The sequence below is a fragment of the Gammaproteobacteria bacterium genome, from assembly GCA_036383255.1.
GTDB lineage: Bacteria > Pseudomonadota > Gammaproteobacteria > Natronospirales > REEB76 > DASUBN01.
In genome coordinates this window covers 82,673-102,190 of record DASVOS010000010.1, presented here as the reverse complement: position 1 = coordinate 102,190, position 19,518 = coordinate 82,673, and the positions used below count along the sequence as shown (strand labels likewise).

Genomic DNA, 19,518 nt, shown 5'->3' with positions numbered 1-19,518 from the left:
CCTTCCGGCCGATGGTTACGGCATCGGACCCGTCAGCAGCTCTGAGGGGTAGTTCCGGTCAAATGAAAAGATCACCGCGTTCTCGCCATCGGCGCAGGTATTCATCGCGCTCTTGACGTCCGTCATCGCAGTCCAATTCACCCCTATGTAGGGGAACGCCGCCATATCGCGGGCGATGACACCCTTGCACACTTCCTGGGGAAGCTTGGACGTGTAGAGGTACATACGTCCTTCCGGAGTATGACCGAGGATGATCGAGCCTCCCCATCGATTGTAGACCTTGCCATCCTGGACCAGATTCGATGGGAACACTCCCATTTTGATAGCTAGATCCGTGGTCATCGCACTCTGTATCATTGCATCTTCCGAACCGAGCTGAACTGTGATGATCGTGAAATCATCCAGCCCAGCCGAAGTATTGATAATCCCGAGGAGTTCTTTTGCCTCGTAGAGAGTATGGAAGAATTCGAGCCCCTCACCCACACCCTTGGCTTCGACATTGGCGCCAGGGACGAACGTCAAAGCCGCCGCCAACACTCCCAACCCGCAGATCATGAGCTTCATAGCGCGTCTCCTTGTTCTGAGGTTTAATTCCCAACACTAAGTACAACCCAAACGTGCCTCTCTGTTAAGGGCGCTAGGTGGTCTTAAGGTGCCTTCAAAGGCCATCTTGGACGTACTTACCCAATTTACTTTGGCCAACGCTGAATTCGGTGCGGGGAAACGAGCCAAATCGACGTTTAATGGGAATTTGTTTGCTTAATGCATACGCTGGGTCAAAATGGACACTCTGCTACCCACGACTGGGCACCCAAACCGGTGAAGGCTGGACACCGTACTGGTGCGGGACAGTAAACCAAATAAAACGGGCGCCGAAGCGCCCGTATACATATACATATCAGGATGAAGCTCTAGTTACCGCACAGCTTATAACTTTTCCCAGACGTCTTGAACACCATATCATCGCCGTAGAAATCAAACTGCTTCCTAAAGGAAGCATCTATGGGACGTGAATACTTGGAGTCAGCACTATAAAGGTTACAACCATCAGAGTAGTAGGTATCCACGCCACCGTCAGCCTTGGTTAAGTCAATAACAAAAAGAGCGTTATGCTCTACTGGCTCTTCCACTTCTGTTAGAGCATCGAGCCTTAACCAGCCAACAAAAGCCTTCAGATACTCGACGTTAGAGATTTCAACGTACTCCGTACGTTCGGTTCTAACTTCAGACAATGGCCTTATTCTATTGGTGATCTCCTCCCAATGAAATAAATATACTTGGCCTTTTACATAGGCAGTCGACTGTGTTCCGCCGGCAGCTGCGCAAGCCGAGCCAAAAATGGTCACTAAAACCATTAGCACGATAAAAACGCTTTTCTTCACGGAGAAGCCCTCTTAATAGTTAGGCGGATCATGATAGGTGGGGTCTGGCACGGTCGGCTGCTGGCCTGCTTGACCGCCTTGCCAATGATACTGCCGGATCGGCTCACCCAGAGCCTTTGCGGCGTCGCGTTCTGGATGATTGATAATCCAATCTTCCTCTTTTTCCGTGGCGCGCATCATCTGCAATTTTGGGTCAAACTCAAGATCTGCAGCGCCACTTTGTACCCGCACAATATGCTCTGCTTCGTGGAACAGCCCCATCGCAGGACTCTGAATCGGACCGTGCGCTCCACTAACACGCATACCCTGACTTGGATTCCAGAAGAGTTTGGCGCTCGTGACAACCCCATTATCTTCCGTCACACCAAACCCATCGTCGCCAGCCTCTCCGCCGGTATGTTTCGTATCTGAGTAACTAATCGTGAGATTAGTTCCCTTATTTATGATGTCATTGTAGGGATCAATACCAGATGCGTCCGTGTGGGCCATCGCCTTAATTACATCTGCCGCAAACCCCTCGGGTGCACCTTGAGTATTAATAGTTACGGTTCCTCTCTGGGCCGGCGACCCCTGATTCCCGGACCCTGACGCATTGGTAGCACTGGGTGTAGTTGTGCTTTGACTACCTAAGCTTTGTATCGCCGAAACGACGGCCATATTCATCCCGACAGTACCCTTATTGTCGTAAACGGACACGCTGCCGTCCGCGTTGACTTTCGCAGTGATGGTTACAATCTGACCCGTCTTAGGATCTTTGAATGTTACCGATTGCTCTTGCCCAGGTTTGAGCTTGTCGTTGTCGTTGGAAGGGCCCGTACTACCGTCAGTCTGGCATTGGCTATTGCTGCCCTGAGTGGCAGTTCCGCAATATCCGCTAGGATCAACCAGAGACAGAGGATTATTCATCACATAGCTATAAGGATTGATTGACTGGCTGTTTGTAGGAGCCTGATAAACAGGGTCAACAGACAACATTCGGCCGATCGTCGGGTCATAAATGCGGCCGTTCATGTGGATTAACCCGCTGTAATAGAGCGGATTATGCAGCGTGCTGAAACTGGACGCAGCGTGGCTGCTTACACCCAGATCTAGGTGTAAGCAGCCAGCTTGCATCTGCCTTATTTCTTCCGCGGAATATGCCCTTCTCTAACATCTCGTAGAGGCGGGCCCGATGGCTTTGACGGAGTCACGGGCGGCGGAGGGGGTGGAGGTGGTGCTGCAGGCTTGTCTTGGTTTGACATGGCTTGTCCTCACTTAGGGTGTACAGAATTCGCTTCGAGAATCACCAACTGCGGCTTTTGAGGTTGGGTTTCGAAGTTGTAAAAATAGGGGGCAAACGCCAACGCAGTGAAAACGGCCGAAGCCAGCAAGCACCTGTTGGCTATAAACAGATAATCTGCTCTGGCTTCGTTAACCTTGGCGTTATGTTCTGATGCTTTCGCATACGAGCTATCTAGATATTCCTTGAAGTCTCTTTCAATATCCTCATCCCTGGAGGCGAGACTAAGTCTGTGCCATTGAGTCAATTGCGTATGGAACGCCTGGAGCCCAGAGGCATACTCCACTCTCTTGTAGACATTCCCGTGCGACGTTCGTGCAAGCGCATAAACCGCAACAGCCAGGCTGCACGCCGCCGCCCCGCAAAGCACAACAAAAAATATCGTGTAGTAAAGATCTTGGGAATACTGGAACCGAAGAATCATGAATCCAATTAACGTGCCGATTCCGGTTAGGATTCCGACAGGTGTTGCCACGGCGGCACGCAAAGCCTCCTTGTACTCTAACTCCCACTCATATTCGTTGCGGAAATCAAAGTTCATTAAATACGGCCCCGATGTCGCATTCTAGAAGCTACCATTGAAAACCATATTCCACTGATCGTTGGCGCGGTTACCGCTGCCGAGCCTCTCTTGATCAAACGCCTTCGCCGCATGTTCTTCGGCATATGAAAGTGCTCTTCGCAACGAATCAAGTTTAGCGTTTGTATCCGCAGCCGCGATAACTCCCGAGATTCCCAGAGGATCTCTAATTCCCTGCCCCGCCCTTACCGATAACGTCCTGAAAGCTTGATATAAGCACTGGCTGTATGACATGACTCCAGCGCATGTGCCTTGGCTTGCGAGAACCACTTCCATATAAAACGACGAAATTGGCACAGTTGGGGTACGGCTATGCTTCCACCACTTGAGAAGCTGAATGGTGCGTCGCAGCTTGCTTACACTCCGTTCATCAGCGGAAGCGAAATATCTGTCATGACTCTCGGGACTTGTCTCACGCCAACCACCGACACCATCTGGAATCACGTAGATTGGTCGGCCGGCACTAAACGAATCAAACAGTGCAGGAACCACATCCATCGAGCTTTGCCCACCGGAGAAACCAATCACTATGGCCTGCTTGTCTCGTCCGATATCGGTTGTCGTATATCGGTCAATTAAATCGTCCCGAACTCGGTTCAAGACAGTCGTAGATGCTACGGTGGAACGACCCCACCGAGCTTCCTTGCGGGCTAGCACTGCAATGAAATCTAGGTCACTGTAATGTCGAATTGCCGTGCCGCGTTGGTGGCTACCAATCCTTGTAAACTTACGAATATCGAAGTTCCCGGTCAGTCTATTCCGTACTGTCTGAGCATGCCCCGTAGCGCGCGACAACTCTGAAGGCTGTGGCTGGATGTACTTGAGCAGACCTAAAAGGTTCGCATTTGGTGCCCTATTGCGATCCACTTCCACCTCCGTTGCGCGCCACCTTGGCAACCAGCTCCTTGGCACCATATCGCATCTGTGCTTCGTACTCTGGTCGTAGAAAATTGAAAACCCAGTCAAAGACAGGAGCATTCCGCTGCCTAGAGTCTAGTATCTCGTCCTGCAAGCTTCGTGATAGCGCTGTTGCTTGGCCATCCGCAAGCCCACCGAGTACCGCATCCACTAAGCCGTCGGCATGGTTTCTCAGATCCTCAAGTCTCGTCGCAGCAGCACGGTGCTCTCGCCCCTGTTGCCACGCAAATGTGAATGCCGGTATTAGTGGTCCGACGACTGAGAGGATCCATTTCTCGACCGTAAGACCTTCTACCATGCCAGCTACGAATACCGCGACAATACAAGCCGCAATGAAAGAGACCATTGCCGTGGCATAGGAGTGCCTCTGCTTGGCATCCCAAACACAGTTCTCTCTTTGACAGATAATTCGACCTATCTCAAGCCGGACAGTCCCAACCACGATGGGGTACCAATCCCTAAGACCCGGGAAGTCGGTCCGATTTGGAAAATACTGGTCAGCTCTCTCTTTGATGAGCTCCGGTAATGGGCGTTGGCCTGCCTTGATTGGGTTCCACTCCAAATCCAGCACATAGCAATCGAACGCTTCCTGGATGTTAGCTGCCTGCTTTCGGAGACGTGTCTGCCATGGGGTCAGCCACGCCAGGTTCAAGGCGGTCACTACCAAGCCTATGAACGTCGCATAACCCTTGAGACTTGGGTACGCCAGCGACAAGATCGCGGCTGTTACAGAGACGGGAACGCTCAGAAAAAACTGCCAGAAGAGAACCATCTTGGCTGACGAATAGGTAAATCGCATAGCTGCGAGCTTTCTAAGCTCTTCTTGTTCATTTTGTTTTGCAGGTATGTTGTTCATTTAGAGATAGTACGTGGGGAAGTTGTAATCGTAGAGCAGACGCCACCAATCAAAAGCATCCGAGATCTTTTCCTGGCTTGCCGCCGTCCTTGCTTTGTCGGCACGAGACGTAGCGGTTGCCAACTTTGATAGCGCATCTTGCTTTTGAGCCAACGAGCTACAAGCAGGGATATAGCCAGATATCCCCATAGGGTCTTGCATGTCCGCAAGCCCATTGGAATCCAATTCACGGAGAACCCTGGCCACATCAATGTCGTAGACAATCGATTTTTCCCCATTAGCGTACTTGGCGACTCGCAGCTCCAAATAGAATGACGAGATTGGCACGTCTCGGTAGTATTTCCAGGCCTTAATAAATCTGATTAGAGGCTTAACCTTCCCGCTCAATTTCTTGTCTATCGACCTGACGTATTCATTGTGAGCATCAGGCGCCGCCTTCATCCAGCCGCCAGCGCCGTCTGCGATCTCGTAGACCGAATATCCGTTGCTCTCGTGGCGGTAGTCTCCTGGAACTACTTCCGTTTGTTCCGATGAGGTTGAACCGAACGGTACAACAACCGCTGGGCATGACACGTGTACGCCCGTGTTTGGAAATCGAACATCCAAGGCATTGCGTACCTTAGTTAGAGCAGTGGCGGAGTTAATACTCAGAGATTGGCTTGGAAGACATGCCATGTAGTCGACATCGCTGTATCCCGAAATACTGGTGCCATTACCGAACGAGCCAATACGCGTAAAACGGTTCAGTCCAAAGTTATTGGACAAACAGGCCTCGATCGAGGCGCGATGGCTCTTGGCGGCTTCGGATTCCCAAGAGCTAGGTGTAAGTTTTGGCAGGAAGTCGCGGAAGCCTTCCTCGATTGTGCGTGGCATTTAAGATCCCAATCCCTCAAAAATGAAAAGAGTTACTCTAAGCTTGCGATTGCGAACCCACTTTAGATTGTCTTCCACCTAAAAAACGGGTCACCTACATCACATTGGTTGTAGTGTGTACATGGGTGTTTCGGCATGTAGTCAGGCTGCCTGCTAGAAGTCACCTGCTGGCTATTGCCATCCAACTCCAACCACTCATAGTCATATTTGAACGGCGCCCACGGGCAAACCAGTCGAACGAATGCCCCTACGGCCAGAGACGCAAGGGTGCCATTGGTCCACACCACTTGTGGATTTATGCCGGCATCTCCGTAGTCATCTTCTTCCTGGTCCAGTCGTTGCTGCGTAAGAAACCCAAGACACCGCATGCATGGGCGTCCAGGCAAGGACACGATCATTTGTCCTGCAACGGCATAATGCCGTTCTTCCAGCTTGGTAACATCCATGCCTATATCGATGTACGGAAGGCAATATCGGCGCGCAGCGGCTTCTAGATAGCTACGTTGCATATATCCGTCTACGCAACCAAATAGGACGTGGGTATCCTTTATCAGCGAAGCGGCGGCTTGCCATTCGCTTTGTGCCATTTCAACCTTCACCCAAGGCCGAATACCCTTGATTAGGCGCTGGGCAATCTCGACCTTGGGCGTTTCTTGTTCAACGTCCTGTGCGGTAGCTCCAATCAGCCGATTCAAATTGCTTGCATCAATCCGCTGTGGATCGATGAGACGAATATGGCCTACCCCCAGGTGCGCAAGCTGCTGCGCAATATGAGAACCGCCTCCACCCAACCCTACTATGGTGACCCGCGTTTCTCGCAGAATGCGCTCTGAGTCATCGCCCAAAAATTGCTGTCGACTGAAGTCACTCTGATAGCTCATCAGAATTTTTCCAATATGTCTGCCGAAAACCGAGGCCCAATAATATTGAATTCCGAGATTGGCGTGGTCCGCGTGGGTCCCATCCAGACGGTTCCATACTGCTGATTGAAACTTAAGACTATGGCTCCATGTGGATGCGGACGAACTTTAAAGAAATCGGGAACGAACTTACGCTGTTCCCGAACATCTGTAGGACTGAAACGCGGACGTCCTCGGTGCGAGTGCAGGTGCACATGAAACATTCCGACCGGCTTTAACAACGCAATGTCTAATGCCTTGCGGATTGCCTCCTGTCCCATCATCGCACCAACGCTCGCGTCGTCGACGTACTCTTCGTCCGCGACCGGATGATAGCCCTCACCTATTAGCAGGAGATTTGAAGCCGTCTGATCTGCCCGAACGGAAATAAAGCCAACGCGCTCAGCAGCGAAGTCGTGAGGACGTTGCAGGTCACGGCGAATCTCACCTATCATCTGGTCGGTTATTCTAAAAATCGTTCTCATCGAAAGGCCCGCAGGTGCTCAGCCAAGATGGCAATTGGCGGCTGGTTAGGAGAGACATCCTTCCACGACCATGTAAACCACTGCTTCGCGAGAATGTAAGCATTCTCGTTCCAATTCAAACCTAGACCGAGATTAGTCGGCAGGTATAGCTTCGTGGGGTAGGTCGGGTTCGGATAGTTCAGGCACAGGAGTGCATCCATTACTTTTTGTTCGCCACGGACGTAAAAGTGCAACTCCGTCATATGAATATAACGGCGTTCGCCCTCATTGATGTACTGGACCTGCCCCCCGCAGAGCTGCGCGATCAGCACCAGTTCTGCGGGAAGATCCGCTCCTGCACTCATGGCGATGGCCTCAGGAGCGGCGGCCATTACGATGACCCTCCAGTACGCGCGTGCGTCATGAACTTTTCGTCCTGATGCACGGTGATCTCCTCGCCGTCGTCGAGATCCTTCAGGCCGTGCGGAGTAATCTCCGCAAGCACCTTGGCCGGATCGACGCCTACTTGGGCTTTCAGGTCGCTGACCTTCCACTGCCCAGGCCGAACCTGATGGGGATTGCCATCGACGAAAATCGTTAACTTATGCTCGGTTGCGGGCGGGTTGCCCCCCTGCTTTCCTGCATTCTGATCAGGGTTTGCGCTTATCATGGCTATGGCCTCACTTCGCCTTTGCCCCTTGCCGGGCCAGCTGAGCCAAATGGAGCCCCGGATGGCTCTTTTCCGGGAAGATTCCCCGCCTATATCGGGGGCTTATGTTGTAATATACAGGTAATTTTTATGCTAGTCAATACCGATAGGTATAACTTTTATGGCTGAAAGAGAGGACGTCCGGTGGGGGGTGGCCCAGAAGTTCGAGTTCATCGAATGGCGGGCATATTGGGTCGGGCGGGTTAACCGAAGCGACCTGGAAGAGAGATTTGGGGTTTCCACCCCACAGGCTTCTTTGGACCTGAGGGCATACGTCGAAGCAGCCCCAGAAAATATCGAATACGACAAAAATGAGAAGGCCTACTTACCCAAACCTGGGTTTCAGCCGAAGTACCTGAAGCTTTCCGCCGATCGTTACTTACGTCAGCTGGATGCCATCCTAAACAGCGCTATCTCTGCAGTGGACACCTGGTTTGGAAGCCCCCCACCTGCTGCAGTGATGCAAATGGTTTTACGCAATGTTGAGCCAGAAATTCTAAGAACCGTTCTGAGAGCTATCGATGGCCGCTTAGCGTTAGATGTTGTTTATCAATCGATCAACAAAGGTACGCAGACGCGGACGATAGTACCGCATGGACTGGGTTTCGATGGTCACCGCTGGCATGCCCGTGCATGGTGTGTCTCCCGACAGGAGTATCGTGATTTTGTGATTTCACGAATCATTTCTGTTAATGACAGCCGTCCCGTCGACACTAATCCCTCTAACGACATCGAATGGATAAAGCTTGTTGATTTGAAACTTGTCGCGCACCCAAAACTCAATGATGCACAACGAGCTACGATTGAACGAGATTTTGGAATGGTAAATGGGGTACGAACTATCACAACTAGAGCAGCGCTTGCCTATTATTATATCCGCAACCTCAATCTCGACTTAAGCGATGATGCCATTCCTCCTGAACGTAAGCAGCTGCATCTAACAAATCTTGCCGAAGTGGAGAATTGCCAGCGCCTCGCAAGGGAAGAGTCTAAGAAAATAACTTCCGCCCTGAATGTACGAGCCCTCTAGAACTGCGGCTCGCCCATCCTGCACTGCCTTCATGAGTTAACTATCCATGTAGCACCCCAGTTTGTGCCGCGGGGTGAGTTCGCTTATAGACCTCCTTCAGCTTGCCGATAGCGACGTGTGTGTAGATTTGGGTGTTCTTAATATCCGCGTGGCCCATCATCTCCTGGACGTGCCGTATATCAGCGCCATTGTCCAGCATCAGCGTGGCAGTGCTGTGCCGGAACAGGGTTGACCCGCCCCGCTTGTTGATGCCAGCGAGCTTCACGTAGCGGGATGTGCGCTCTCCGAGCTTCCGGGGTTCGAAGCGCTTGCCACGATCTGTGAGGAACAGCGCATTCCCCGAGTCGACTCGGGCGAATCTCGGCCGGATATGCTTCACGTAGAACTTCACCCAGGCCAACGCCCGCTTAGCTATGGGAACCCGTCTGTCCCGTCGTCCCTTGCCCTGTCGGACGATGACGATCTCTTCTTTGAAGTCGATATCGGAGATATCGAGATTGGCCACCTCGGCCCGACGGATTCCAGTGGCGAAGTGGACTTCGATAATTGTCCTGTCCCGGCAGCCTTTGATTCCATAGAGCAGTGGCAGCCGGCAGATGGCTTCGATTTCCTCGACAGAGAGATAAGCTTGAGGCGGGCGCCGCGGCACGTAGGGCATCTCGAACTCGTGTCCCGGGTCCTTCCTGATATAGCCTGTCTTCCTAAGCCGCCTGAAATACATCACCACATCCGTCAGCCGGTTACGCTGAGTAGCGATGTCTAGAGGCTTTTTGTTATTGGGCTGCCGGTACTGGAATAAATACTTCCGATAAGCCTCCAGGACCTGGATAGTCACTTGTTGGACCAGGGTGATCTCTTGTGTAAGACACCAAGCTATAAATCCGCTCAAGACATAGCGCTTGCCCTCGGCCGTGCGTGTGCTCTGGCCGCGGGCCATGCAGTCCTCGATATGCAGCTCAAGACCTCTGATCAATGAGAGCGCTTTTGTGCCCTTCGGCATTCCATGTTCTCCCGTAGGTTGATATAGGTCTGGCGGAACTCGTGGGAATCGCGGACCATGTCCTGGAGACTGCCCTTGGTCGGATACCTCAGCCGGCTATAGGTGTTCACATCCAAGCCACTTGGCAGATCCATCCTCCGCACATCGATCCGCATGGCATCCAGGGCCTGGGCTACGTATCGGGCTTCGTCATCACCCATCTTGGTACGTTCGAACGCGATAACGACGCGCTTTACCCCGAACCTGGCAAAGGTATCCAAGTGCTCGACCGTTAGCCCCTTAACACCCAGAGTGGTGGTCACATTCTTTACCCCGTGGCACCACAACGTGAGGGCATCGATGGGGACTCCGCAAAGCACAATCTCTTCATGGCCCTTGATGCCTCGGATGTTGAACACGCCGCGGGGCGGATCGAACAACGAGACATGGAGCGGAGTCATGTAGCGCTGCTTATATGAGGACTTGTGCCCATACATGTCCTCAGTGTCCCCTCGCTCATTGAGGATTGGGACCACGAGTGACCCTCGGAATAGCTCATGCCCGCTGGGCCGCAGGATCCCGAGCCGCTGCATCCGGCCGCGCAGAGTTCCTCCTGCCACGGTTCTCGGATCCCCCAAGCGATGGCAGAGAGTCCTGTCCGAATAGCCCAGCTTGAACGCGGTGATCACCTCCGGGTCATTGAGCCCCAGACGCCTGAGGAACTGCTGTCCTGGCAGGCTCCGGCGGATAGCCTTGGTGAAGTAGGTAGTCACTTGATTCAGGGCGAGCTGGTCCTCAGGCGCCAAGGGGTTGCTGCAATAGTCCCCTTCATCGGCCAATGGGGTATCCAGGGTTGGCGCACCTCGTTCGCGGTACGGAGGCACCATGGCTGCCCGGCGGCGCTGATCGGGTGTTACAGGTGTTGTTTGTTGCATGTGTCTCCCTCAGCCCATGCCCTTGAGAGCCCGCATGGAGTCCCCCTTAAGATTGATCTTGTGGGCCTTGTGAACGATGCGATCCAACAGAGCATCGGCGACGGTTGCGTCGTTGAGCCAGTCGTACCACTTATCGACCGGGTGCTGGCTGGTGATGGCGATAGACCCTCGCTCACACCGGTCGTCCACAAGCTCCAAGAGGTCATGACGAGCCTGAACCGTCAGTGGCACACGTCCCCAGTCGTCCAGCACCAGCAGGCCGAGCTTCGCCAGGCGCTGGTGAAGCTTCGGCGCACTGCCGTCTCCGCGCCCGACGTTGATTGCCGACAGGAGTTTGGAGACCCTCCAAACGGCTGCCGGCATGCCATTGCGACATGCCTGGGACACCATGGCTTCAGCAATCCATGTCTTGCCAACGCCTGTCGGGCCGATGATGAAGAGGTTCTGCTTCCTCCGGATCCAGTCGCACGACAGCAGGTCAGCCATGAGCTGGCGATCGAGTCCGCGTTTCACCCGATAGTCGATGTCCTCCGGGTAGGCATCCCCGCGGAGCCCTGCGGCCTTCAGCAAGCGCTTCAGCCGCCGGGTGCTCCTCAGGTTCTGCTCGCCCTCACCGAGTTTTATGACTAGGTCGGACAGCGCCAAGTCGCGGAGCGCGGCCGGGTTGACCTGCAAATCATCCAATGACTGCGCCATCCCGTGTAGGCCCAGGCGCCTCAATACCTCGCAAGCTTGAGCGAATGACATGGATTACCTCCCGGCGTAGTAGTCGGACCCACGGATGTTCTGATGCGGCGGCAAATGGGGCGGCAGGGGATCATCGTCGGGCGGAATCTGGTCCCTGCCGCTCTTCAGGATCGACTGGACGCTTTTGACGGTCAGGGACTCGATGGCCTGGGCTCGCCGGCACGCCGCCTCGAGACGGTCGGGTCCATAGGTGCGTCCGAGTCCCTTTAGCTGTGCGCAGGCACGGATACCAATCTGGGTGTGGGGCTTGGACGCAAACTGCTCCTGGACCACGGCGAGCGCGGCCGGACCGATGCCCATGGCCCACTCCTGGAACAAGGCCGGCGTCTGCTCCGCATAAGCGCGGTGGGACGGCGGCTGATGCTCCGGAGCCGTGGTCTGACCCCCAATGACATTGCTCACCGCGTGTGTGGCGACCCGACGACCACCCTGGTAGAACTCGACAGTTGTCTGGGTCACCCGCGCCTCCACGATGCTGTGGATCAAGGCGCAAGGCACCGAGTAGTAGTGCTTGTCGACCATTACGTGATAGTCGTTCGGCACCTTCTGGGGAGCACGCCATTCCGCATACTCGAAGGGTTCTGCCGGCAACGGGCGCAGGGCTGGCTTATCCAGATCCTCGAACCACGACTTCCGGGACCCAGGGAGCCGCTTGAACGGCCTCTCGTTCAAGCGGACCAGAAGCTCCTCAAAGCTCTGGTTGATCTCCTCCGGACTGAAGAAGCTCCGGTTCTTGAGTGCAGCCAGGACGACCCTGTACACAAAGCGAACGCCGCTCTCGACCTTAGCCTTGTCACGGGGTTTGCCGGGGCGGGCCGGCAGGATGATCGTCCGGTAATGCTTCCCCAGCTCGAAGTAGGTCTTGTTCAGCTTCATGTCGCGGCCTGCTTTTATGACCGCGGCCTTCAAGTTGTCCGAGGTGACCGCTTCGGCGACTCCACCGAAAAACTCGTACATCTTGTTGTGTGCGTGGATCCACGACTTTAGGGATTGGTCGGGGACCGCCAGGATGAATGTGTAGTTGCTGCATCCCATCACTGCGATGAAGATCTGCATCTGATGGACTACGCCGGTCTCTGGATCAGTCCATGACACGGTCTGGCCGCAGAAGTCGACGAAAATGCACTGACCGGCCAGGTGGGTCTGACGCATCACCACGTCCAGCTTCATGACCTCGTTACGGTAGAGTTCGCCGAATTGGCTGCGGCTGTAGGCATCGCCAGGGCCCGCCAAGCAATACTCCTCCCAGAGTCGCTGTAAGGTTTCATACTTCTGCTTCATCGCCCTGTGGATGTAGTCCCAGTCGGGCATGCGCTTGCGGACCAGGCGACGGAAGGCGCTATTGAACTTGCGATCAAGCTCCTCGTAGGTGAGCTTCTCGAGTTCAGCCAGGTCATAGCCCTTGTCCTTGAAGATTCTCCAATACCTCGCGACCGTGGTCGGCGACAGCGAGAGAAGCTCGCCGATCCGCCGCTCGCTCAGCTCCGTCCCAGATTTCATCCGCAGGACTTCCAGTATCTTGTTCATCTCAGGCTCCCACCGAGGGTGAAGGAAACCCTGCCGAGCTGGCATGCACCAGCTCGGAGGGCTCCATTTGGGTCTGCTCGAAGGTCAGTGCAGCGAGTTGAAGTCGAATTCCAACTGCTCACTGGGGTTATGGATGCCCTGGTGGGGACAGGTGGAGAACACGCAACTGCCTCGGCAGATGCCGTTGCAGTAGTCGCGTTCGAAACCCCAGTCGGGTGCTAGCCGCACTCTCCTGATGGGGAAGGTCGTCCGGATGCGGATCTGTTCCATCTTTTGCTCCAGTTTTTTGATTGGGCCCCTCTCCGCATCAGTGCGCGGCATCGGGGGAAACTGAGGTAGCAAAGACGGGGCGGTAGGGACCCCTATAAATAGGGGTCCCTTTAACTTGACTCTGTGGGAATCAGAACTACAATGACTCTTGTCGGGGAGTGATTCACGACAAAGTCGAAGGCCCAGGAGCGTTGACGCGCTTCTGGGCTTTTGCATTTCTGGTCACGGTCAGTCTGCCCTCGTCACGCACAGTCACGCTAGTTCATAGATCACCCCCTTCATTTAGGTCTCGTTGTCTTGCTGCTCTGGGATGCTGGCAATGGCTTTGCGTCCGGCCATCCACTTGGCGACATCGGTGGAAAGCGCTCCCATGCCTTTACGGTTCTCAATTGGGAAAAGGGGCACCGGGACCGAGCCCCGGTGAATTGCTTGCCTCAGGGACTCCAGACTGGGGTATCCCAAGGCCTTCATCAGGCTCCGGCCAACCAGCACCCACCCGTGCTTTTCCACCAGGAGGTTCAAATAGTGCTTTTCCAGGCTGTCCATGGGTTCCTGGCCACCTGCGCTCGGGGGCATATGTCCCTCTAATTCCAGCATTGTCGGGGCCTCCCAGGCCTATTGGGCTTGGGAATTTTAGTGGAGCCCCTGGAACCTGCCAGCAGGAGCGAGGACCGGCCGAACAGCGTGACTAAGCGTGACAGAATAAGGACTTGCGTTACTTCGGCCGGCAACGTGAGTGCCCTTTTTGGAAAAGAACCAAAAAAGCCTAAACGGGGCCACTTTTGGTGCGGGTACTGGATTTACGTACACCTGCCTGCTCGGGCCGCTTCTTGTTGCCGATTGGAAGCATCTAACGGGGCTCAGCACTGCCGGCGGCATCGAAAGACTCTTTGACGGGGATCTCTTTAGCAAGCGTGACCACGGACAGATCAAGTATCCCTGCGCCATCTCGCGGTTTGCCCGCGGTAAAAGCCTGCCCAGCACGAGGCGACTCAAGGAACTTTCGCACGATGACTATCTAACGCGCGTTCCACGTTCACTACTAACCAGCGTCTTGAGCCAATTTGGCTCTCCTTCCGAACGCGCGCGGCAGATCTCAGTAATAAACGCCTTCCGTGGCACCTTAAAGCCGAAGTCTGATTATTTCTCTGGACCACTCTCTCGTACTATCTACATAAGTCGTGATGAGCTATCGAATCCTTCGAAACGAACGATTCGCCGCCTAGTACGCATTGGTGACATCCAATCGCTTGCATATCTACTCAATGCCTTACCTAGAAATGCCGGTCCAGACAATAAGGCGTGGCTAAGATTACTTGTCGAGGCTATTCGTGATGTCTCAACCAGGTTGTGCGCATTTCCCCCTTTCTATGATGTCAGGCACCAAATGCTCGGGTTTATTGAGCATCGTTGCCTCGCGCCATTGGGCATTGCAGCAAGCCCAGATAGAGAACTGCAGGTGGAGAAGCTGCGTGCCGTCGTCATGAATCTGGGGCGTCTCCGTCTAGTAAAGCATAGTTTCCCAAAACAAATGGCAATTACATACTGGGCTCAAGAGGTAGGCCTCGATGCGGTTCTCGAGGAGTCCGAAAATGTGCTTGCTGCCTCAGTTCCGCGCTTCTTGTTGCCGAGCAGTCCACTAGAGCAGCTACTGAAGCATCTCCGGCATTCGAAGACGCGCAAAGCGAAACCGGTTGAATTGAGGAAGGTTCCGAAAGATGAATTCGAACTGGCTAATGCTTTCGACATACTCGCCGAGCCGAGTGAGGAATATTTCGAGTATCTGCGGCGTCCGCAAACGAAAGACGATACGAGTCACCGCGCGTTTAGAAGGAAAATTCACCGCACCAAGATTGAGGATCCACCTAAACAGAATCCAAAGCCGACCAAGCGTCCCCGCGGATGGTTTCTCAGTTCCGTGTCTCAGCGCGACGTATATGCAGATACAAAGCCTAGGCGGCCTATTCTTCACATCCCAGCCAAACCTAGCGGAACCAGTAGTTCGGTAGTGCGAGAAAAGCGATCTCGCACAATATATCTGCCTGCTTCAACTGACCAGCACCGGTTCCATCAGGAGGGGTGTCCAGCCCTCGCTGGTTTCACTGCCCAGGACTCACCGGTTCAGGTGTCCAGATTGACCGGTTTTTGCACACATAGTTGGCGAACTGCGAATCGAGCACGATTTCCGTTCTAACCTGCAAGGCACTTGTCCCGTGCCTGTCATAGTCGGCCAGTATGTTTTCATCTAGGAAGTACACCTTTGGCCGGCTGTAAGCGCCTCTGATGTAATAGTCGTCCGTCTCGATGGACCCGACTACCGATCCGAACGGAGGAGCGGTGCCAGAGTTTTCCGCTGAGAAAGCCACTCGCATGCCATTGAGATACTCTCGGTTGTGCCGCCAAAACAGCACCAGATCATCAACGTCATCGATTTTTTGGAGCTCTGATGCGACGACCGCGCAATACCGCAACTGATCCATGTTTCATATCCCTTTTTAATGTCTCTAACCAAATCGCGTGCCATCCGGATTTCGATTCCGTGTCGGTCTGCTCAGTGCGTGAAATGCTGTTGGATCGGGTCCAATACTTTTAGGGTTCCTGTCCGCTGATCGAAGATGACCAAGATGAGCCCGCCTCTTGGGGTCGCTTCACGTAACCCCTCAATGCCGCCACCTGTATAGGTCCGGGAGTGGATTGCTCTTAGGGTAGCCATGAACAAATCCGTCCCCAGGTCGATTTCGTTCTGGTCAGCGTCGTTTCTGAACAGGAGCTTCAGTCGCACGCCGGGCTCATATTCTGCGTAGGCGGCATAGGACAGCGAATATATGAAGTCATCCCCGGTGACCTTCCCGACGGTATGCAGGATGGTCACACTGGGGCCTTTCTTGCCGGCAAAGCGTCCGGCCAGCTGCTTCATGGCCTTAACGAGCTTGGGGTAATGATCTTTGGCGGCTTCCTCAGCCAGTGCACCGAAGTATTTGGCTGTCACAAACGTGGCTACTGCGGACAGCATGTAGAGGGCCGTACCCGCCATCGGTCCAGGTAAAGGCAGCTTCTCAATCCGAACCTCGACACCGTCACGTGCGATTTCGGATCTGAATAGCTCGATAGGTTCCGCTGGCATGTCTTCCTGGTAGACCAGAGCGATGTCGACGTCCTTATGACCCATGCCTACTCCCTCGATTGTCTTCAAAACTCGCCGTTAAATAGCAGGTTCCATTGGTAGTTAGCTTCAAGGTGGTTCCGTACGCGCTCGGCGTCGCATGCTCGTGCCGCTCGATCCAAGGCGCTGGCAATCGCTTCTCTGGCCTGCTGGAGCTTGGCTTGCGTGCTGGCCATTGGGATGAGACCGGAGATTCCTGCCGGATCCTGTAATGCCCGGCCATTGCGCTGGTGCAGTGCCAGGAGCGAGTCATACATGCACGTTGAATAGCTCTTCACCCCAACGCAGGTGCCAAGGGAGCTTAGAACCAGTTCGGCATAGAACGATGAGATCGGCAGCGGAGTTGCCCTACTGTACTTCCACCATTTGAGCAGCCTTATTGTTCGAGAGAGCTTGCCTCGGGCCTGCAGATCCGCCGTCTTAAAAAGGCTGTCGTGCAGTTCGGGGCTTGTTCTAATCCACTCACCTGCACCGTCCGGAATCTTGTAGATGGGTCGCCTACTCTCGAAACCGTCGAACCAGCCAGGCACGATATCCATCGACCTCTGCCCCTGGGCGAAACCGATTACGATCGCCTGGCCATCCCGACCTATCTCTGTGTTGGGGTATCTGCCGATCAGCAGAGAGCGAACGTTATCCAACAGGGTCGTTGAGTTGATTGTCGCCCTACCCCACCTCGTGTCGTCACGCGAGAATATATACATGTAGTCAGCATCACTGTAATAGCGGACAGCGGTGCCGCGAACCTGGCTGCCGATCGCCATGGCACGTCTAATTCGGAATTCGAGAGCCAGTCGATTGCGGACTGCGACTGCATTGATTTTGGCTCGCCCCAGCTCTCCCGGCTGTGGTTTAGTGCGCGTCAGGAGCGCTTCGAAGTTATATGACGGATGAACTCCCTGTCTCATGGCATGCCCCTTCCTAGGTGACGTTCCGCTTTTTATCCGGTCTGCGCTGCTCAGCTAGGACTCGCTGCGCCCCGCCCTTCGCCCTATCTTCGGAGGACTTGCGGAGAACCTTAAATACCCAATCAAACACCAAGCCACTGCGAACTCGATAGTCGTAGATTTCGTCCTGCACTGCGCGAGCAAATGAAGCGTCAGTGGCTTCACGCTCGAGGGCACCATCAATTTGGCGAATGATTTCCTCTTGCCGGTTCGCTGCACCGTTGTGATCTTGGTAATCGCGGTAAGAAAGGCGGAACAATGGCGCCAGAGGCAAGACTGCAGCCAGGACGATGGTCGCCATGGTCAATTGCCAATGAAGACCCATGGTGACCACGAGTACACATATGCCCGCAGCCATGAAGGGCAATATCCGCGAGTAGATTCTGCGTTGGCGCGCATCCCACACGATGTTTGAACGCTGGCAGTAGAGGCGGGCTATACCCACTGGCAACTCGCCGAATTCAGGTCGATACCAGTCTCTTAGCGGTGCAGAGTTGTCCGGATCGGAGTAACGCTGAGACCATTCGGCGATGGTTTCAGGGCTCGGCTTCTTTACCTTGACCTGGTTCCACGGAAGCCCAAGAACAGCGCAGTCAAAAGCCTCCTGCACTTCCGCCGCAGCCTTTCGCAATGACGCCTGCCACTTGGTCAGAATCACCGCATCGAACGTCGCTATCACAACGCCGGCAAGGCCGGTATACGGTCGTGAAGCTGGGAAATACAGGGCCGCAAAAGAGAGCAATATCGCCACCGGCAGCGCCAATATCAGCTGCGTGGCCAGGATCGTCTTGGCTCTCGAATAGATGGCTCTCTGAGCTGCAAGCAGCTGGAGCTGTTCAGGCGCGTTCTGCGCCGTGGGAATACTGTTCATTCATGGGCCCCTAAAATCCCTAGGCCAAAGGCTCCAGGCACTCCTACCTATGTTGCGGATTTCCGGTAATGCAGACAAGCGCCACCCTGCCCGCGGCGCATATACTCATGGGAACAACACGAACCACGCATAAACATGATGGCTCCCAAATCCCAAAAACCCCTATATGTGCTCGCCCTGGATGGCGGCGGCGCCAAGGGCTTCTACACCCTTGGCGTCCTGCGCCACGTCGAGGCCATGATCGGTATGCCGATCCACCAGAAGTTCGGCCTGATGTACGGTACCAGCACGGGATCAATCATCACCTCGCTGCTCGCGCTCGGCTACAGCGTCGACGAGGTGCACACCCTGTACAAGGACAACGTGCCCAAGGTCATGCGCCGCTGGACGCGCCGCGGGCGCTCCAAGGCCGTGCGCAAACTCGCCGTGAAGCTGTTCGAGGACAAGAAGTTCGATGCGTTCAAGACCGACGTCGGCATTGTCGCCACGAAGTGGGATCTGTCCCTGCCGATGATCTTCAAGACCAATATCAACCAGGCGTTCGGTCGTCGGGAAACCTTCAAGCCAGGCTTCGACTGCACGATAGCAGATGCGGTCCAGGCCTCGTGCGCCGCCTACCCCTACTTCAACCGGCATACGGTGAAGCTGCACGATGGCACGTCCATAGAGCTAGGCGACGGCGGCTTCTGCGCCAACAACCCTGCCCTCTACGCCATTGGCGATGCCACAGTGGCCATGGGCATCGACCACCAGGATGTACGGCTGCTGAGCATCGGCGTTGGCATCTACCCTATGCCCCCGATGGGGATCCTGAAGCGCGCCTACTACGACTTCAAGTACACGCAGGCCTTGATAAAGTTCATGGAGGGCAACACCAACTCCATGGAGCACCTCCGCGGCCTGCTGTTCCGCGGCCTGCAGGCCATACGCATCGATGACACCTTCTCACACCCGGAACTGGCCATGGATTTCATGGAGGGTGACGTGAAGAAGCTGGCAAAGATATTCCAGCGGGGTGGCGACTCCTATGCCAAAGTGGAGCAGAACCTGCGATCGCTCCTGAAGTAGCGAATCCGGGAAGCAGGGGAA

23 protein-coding genes are annotated in these 19,518 nt (G+C 54.6%); 2 read left to right on the top strand and 21 right to left on the bottom strand.

Features of this window, described 5'->3' with window-relative positions:
• Positions 1 to 15: 15 nt before the first annotated feature.
• The 11 genes from VF651_06395 to VF651_06345 form a co-directional block, all read right to left on the bottom strand.
• Entirely contained in the window at positions 16 to 564 is a 549-nt protein-coding gene (locus tag VF651_06395; protein ID HEX7965330.1) for a type 4 pilus major pilin, read from the bottom strand.
• Positions 565 to 911: 347 nt separating this feature from the next.
• Positions 912 to 1,382 carry a hypothetical protein gene (locus VF651_06390; protein ID HEX7965329.1) on the bottom strand — a complete coding sequence of 157 codons (471 nt, stop codon included), beginning with the start codon at positions 1,380 to 1,382 and terminating at the stop codon, positions 912 to 914.
• Positions 1,383 to 1,394: 12 nt separating this feature from the next.
• Positions 1,395 to 2,495, bottom strand: coding sequence for an RHS repeat-associated core domain-containing protein (locus VF651_06385; protein ID HEX7965328.1), 1,101 nt, complete (start codon positions 2,493 to 2,495; stop codon positions 1,395 to 1,397).
• A 137-nt stretch (positions 2,496 to 2,632) separates the two neighbouring features.
• Positions 2,633 to 3,202, bottom strand: coding sequence for a hypothetical protein (locus VF651_06380; GenBank protein ID HEX7965327.1), 570 nt, complete (start codon positions 3,200 to 3,202; stop codon positions 2,633 to 2,635).
• Between the two features lie 24 nt (positions 3,203 to 3,226).
• On the bottom strand, positions 3,227 to 4,156 hold the full coding sequence (locus tag VF651_06375; GenBank protein HEX7965326.1) for a nucleotidyltransferase: 930 nt from the start codon (positions 4,154 to 4,156) through the stop codon (positions 3,227 to 3,229).
• Positions 4,095 to 5,015, bottom strand: coding sequence for an S-4TM family putative pore-forming effector (locus tag VF651_06370; GenBank protein HEX7965325.1), 921 nt, complete (start codon positions 5,013 to 5,015; stop codon positions 4,095 to 4,097). The genes VF651_06375 and VF651_06370 overlap by 62 nt, the downstream gene beginning before the upstream one ends.
• Positions 5,016 to 5,888: a nucleotidyltransferase gene (locus VF651_06365; protein HEX7965324.1), complete on the bottom strand. Its 873-nt coding sequence runs from the start codon at positions 5,886 to 5,888 to the stop codon at positions 5,016 to 5,018.
• A gap of 62 nt (positions 5,889 to 5,950) precedes the next feature.
• A complete protein-coding gene (locus tag VF651_06360) occupies positions 5,951 to 6,769 on the bottom strand; it encodes a ThiF family adenylyltransferase (GenBank protein ID HEX7965323.1) in 819 nt (272 codons plus the stop codon).
• On the bottom strand, positions 6,769 to 7,272 hold the full coding sequence (locus tag VF651_06355; GenBank protein HEX7965322.1) for a hypothetical protein: 504 nt from the start codon (positions 7,270 to 7,272) through the stop codon (positions 6,769 to 6,771). The genes VF651_06360 and VF651_06355 overlap by 1 nt, the downstream gene beginning before the upstream one ends.
• Positions 7,269 to 7,643 (bottom strand): hypothetical protein, encoded by a 375-nt coding sequence (locus tag VF651_06350; GenBank protein ID HEX7965321.1) that lies wholly within the window; start codon positions 7,641 to 7,643, stop codon positions 7,269 to 7,271. Before VF651_06350 ends, VF651_06355 begins: the two co-directional genes overlap by 4 nt.
• Positions 7,643 to 7,921 carry a hypothetical protein gene (locus VF651_06345; protein ID HEX7965320.1) on the bottom strand — a complete coding sequence of 93 codons (279 nt, stop codon included), beginning with the start codon at positions 7,919 to 7,921 and terminating at the stop codon, positions 7,643 to 7,645. Before VF651_06345 ends, VF651_06350 begins: the two co-directional genes overlap by 1 nt.
• Positions 7,922 to 8,111: 190 nt before the next feature.
• On the opposite strand from VF651_06345, the gene VF651_06340 reads away from it, so the two are divergent.
• Positions 8,112 to 8,990: a WYL domain-containing protein gene (locus VF651_06340; protein ID HEX7965319.1), complete on the top strand. Its 879-nt coding sequence runs from the start codon at positions 8,112 to 8,114 to the stop codon at positions 8,988 to 8,990.
• A 40-nt stretch (positions 8,991 to 9,030) separates the two neighbouring features.
• On the opposite strand, the gene VF651_06335 is transcribed toward VF651_06340, so the two are convergent.
• The 10 genes from VF651_06335 to VF651_06290 form a co-directional block, all read right to left on the bottom strand.
• Positions 9,031 to 9,990 (bottom strand): tyrosine-type recombinase/integrase, encoded by a 960-nt coding sequence (locus VF651_06335; protein ID HEX7965318.1) that lies wholly within the window; start codon positions 9,988 to 9,990, stop codon positions 9,031 to 9,033.
• Positions 9,960 to 10,904: a toprim domain-containing protein gene (locus VF651_06330; protein ID HEX7965317.1), complete on the bottom strand. Its 945-nt coding sequence runs from the start codon at positions 10,902 to 10,904 to the stop codon at positions 9,960 to 9,962. The genes VF651_06335 and VF651_06330 overlap by 31 nt, the downstream gene beginning before the upstream one ends.
• Before the next feature lie 9 nt (positions 10,905 to 10,913).
• The gene (gene istB / locus VF651_06325) at positions 10,914 to 11,651 is read right to left on the bottom strand and encodes an IS21-like element helper ATPase IstB (protein HEX7965316.1); all 738 of its coding nucleotides are present in this window, start codon (positions 11,649 to 11,651) and stop codon (positions 10,914 to 10,916) included.
• 3 nt (positions 11,652 to 11,654) lie between these two features.
• Positions 11,655 to 13,178, bottom strand: coding sequence for an IS21 family transposase (gene istA, locus VF651_06320; GenBank protein ID HEX7965315.1), 1,524 nt, complete (start codon positions 13,176 to 13,178; stop codon positions 11,655 to 11,657).
• Between the two features lie 84 nt (positions 13,179 to 13,262).
• Entirely contained in the window at positions 13,263 to 13,448 is a 186-nt protein-coding gene (locus VF651_06315; GenBank protein ID HEX7965314.1) for a hypothetical protein, read from the bottom strand.
• Positions 13,449 to 13,730: 282 nt separating this feature from the next.
• Positions 13,731 to 13,994: a hypothetical protein gene (locus tag VF651_06310; GenBank protein HEX7965313.1), complete on the bottom strand. Its 264-nt coding sequence runs from the start codon at positions 13,992 to 13,994 to the stop codon at positions 13,731 to 13,733.
• A 1,553-nt stretch (positions 13,995 to 15,547) separates the two neighbouring features.
• The gene (locus VF651_06305; protein ID HEX7965312.1) at positions 15,548 to 15,928 is read right to left on the bottom strand and encodes a hypothetical protein; all 381 of its coding nucleotides are present in this window, start codon (positions 15,926 to 15,928) and stop codon (positions 15,548 to 15,550) included.
• 71 nt (positions 15,929 to 15,999) lie between these two features.
• Positions 16,000 to 16,617 (bottom strand): hypothetical protein, encoded by a 618-nt coding sequence (locus VF651_06300; protein HEX7965311.1) that lies wholly within the window; start codon positions 16,615 to 16,617, stop codon positions 16,000 to 16,002.
• Between the two features lie 20 nt (positions 16,618 to 16,637).
• Entirely contained in the window at positions 16,638 to 17,519 is an 882-nt protein-coding gene (locus VF651_06295) for a hypothetical protein (GenBank protein ID HEX7965310.1), read from the bottom strand.
• 13 nt (positions 17,520 to 17,532) lie between these two features.
• On the bottom strand, positions 17,533 to 18,429 hold the full coding sequence (locus VF651_06290; protein ID HEX7965309.1) for an S-4TM family putative pore-forming effector: 897 nt from the start codon (positions 18,427 to 18,429) through the stop codon (positions 17,533 to 17,535).
• Between the two features lie 138 nt (positions 18,430 to 18,567).
• Between VF651_06290 and VF651_06285 the strand changes: the two genes are divergently transcribed.
• Positions 18,568 to 19,497 (top strand): patatin-like phospholipase family protein, encoded by a 930-nt coding sequence (locus VF651_06285; GenBank protein ID HEX7965308.1) that lies wholly within the window; start codon positions 18,568 to 18,570, stop codon positions 19,495 to 19,497.
• Positions 19,498 to 19,518 lie beyond the last annotated feature (21 nt).

What these genes read in the sequence shown, in the direction of transcription:
- VF651_06290 (HEX7965309.1), bottom strand. Translation starts at nt 18,429, where the DNA reads ATGAACAGTATTCCCACGGCGCAGAACGCGCCTGAACAGCTCCAGCTG.
- VF651_06375 (HEX7965326.1), bottom strand. Translation starts at nt 4,156, where the DNA reads ATGGTGCCAAGGAGCTGGTTGCCAAGGTGGCGCGCAACGGAGGTGGAA.
- VF651_06395 (HEX7965330.1), bottom strand. Translation starts at nt 564, where the DNA reads ATGAAGCTCATGATCTGCGGGTTGGGAGTGTTGGCGGCGGCTTTGACG.
- VF651_06335 (HEX7965318.1), bottom strand. Translation starts at nt 9,990, where the DNA reads ATGCCGAAGGGCACAAAAGCGCTCTCATTGATCAGAGGTCTTGAGCTG.
- VF651_06330 (HEX7965317.1), bottom strand. Translation starts at nt 10,904, where the DNA reads ATGCAACAAACAACACCTGTAACACCCGATCAGCGCCGCCGGGCAGCC.
- VF651_06380 (HEX7965327.1), bottom strand. Translation starts at nt 3,202, where the DNA reads ATGAACTTTGATTTCCGCAACGAATATGAGTGGGAGTTAGAGTACAAG.
- VF651_06310 (HEX7965313.1), bottom strand. Translation starts at nt 13,994, where the DNA reads ATGGACAGCCTGGAAAAGCACTATTTGAACCTCCTGGTGGAAAAGCAC.
- VF651_06385 (HEX7965328.1), bottom strand. Translation starts at nt 2,495, where the DNA reads ATGCAAGCTGGCTGCTTACACCTAGATCTGGGTGTAAGCAGCCACGCT.
- VF651_06300 (HEX7965311.1), bottom strand. Translation starts at nt 16,617, where the DNA reads ATGGGTCATAAGGACGTCGACATCGCTCTGGTCTACCAGGAAGACATG.
- istA (HEX7965315.1), bottom strand. Translation starts at nt 13,178, where the DNA reads ATGAACAAGATACTGGAAGTCCTGCGGATGAAATCTGGGACGGAGCTG.
- VF651_06360 (HEX7965323.1), bottom strand. Translation starts at nt 6,769, where the DNA reads ATGAGCTATCAGAGTGACTTCAGTCGACAGCAATTTTTGGGCGATGAC.
- VF651_06370 (HEX7965325.1), bottom strand. Translation starts at nt 5,015, where the DNA reads ATGAACAACATACCTGCAAAACAAAATGAACAAGAAGAGCTTAGAAAG.
- istB (HEX7965316.1), bottom strand. Translation starts at nt 11,651, where the DNA reads ATGTCATTCGCTCAAGCTTGCGAGGTATTGAGGCGCCTGGGCCTACAC.
- VF651_06345 (HEX7965320.1), bottom strand. Translation starts at nt 7,921, where the DNA reads ATGATAAGCGCAAACCCTGATCAGAATGCAGGAAAGCAGGGGGGCAAC.
- VF651_06350 (HEX7965321.1), bottom strand. Translation starts at nt 7,643, where the DNA reads ATGGCCGCCGCTCCTGAGGCCATCGCCATGAGTGCAGGAGCGGATCTT.
- VF651_06315 (HEX7965314.1), bottom strand. Translation starts at nt 13,448, where the DNA reads ATGGAACAGATCCGCATCCGGACGACCTTCCCCATCAGGAGAGTGCGG.
- VF651_06365 (HEX7965324.1), bottom strand. Translation starts at nt 5,888, where the DNA reads ATGCCACGCACAATCGAGGAAGGCTTCCGCGACTTCCTGCCAAAACTT.
- VF651_06295 (HEX7965310.1), bottom strand. Translation starts at nt 17,519, where the DNA reads ATGAGACAGGGAGTTCATCCGTCATATAACTTCGAAGCGCTCCTGACG.
- VF651_06355 (HEX7965322.1), bottom strand. Translation starts at nt 7,272, where the DNA reads ATGAGAACGATTTTTAGAATAACCGACCAGATGATAGGTGAGATTCGC.
- VF651_06305 (HEX7965312.1), bottom strand. Translation starts at nt 15,928, where the DNA reads ATGGATCAGTTGCGGTATTGCGCGGTCGTCGCATCAGAGCTCCAAAAA.
- VF651_06285 (HEX7965308.1), top strand. Translation starts at nt 18,568, where the DNA reads ATGGCTCCCAAATCCCAAAAACCCCTATATGTGCTCGCCCTGGATGGC.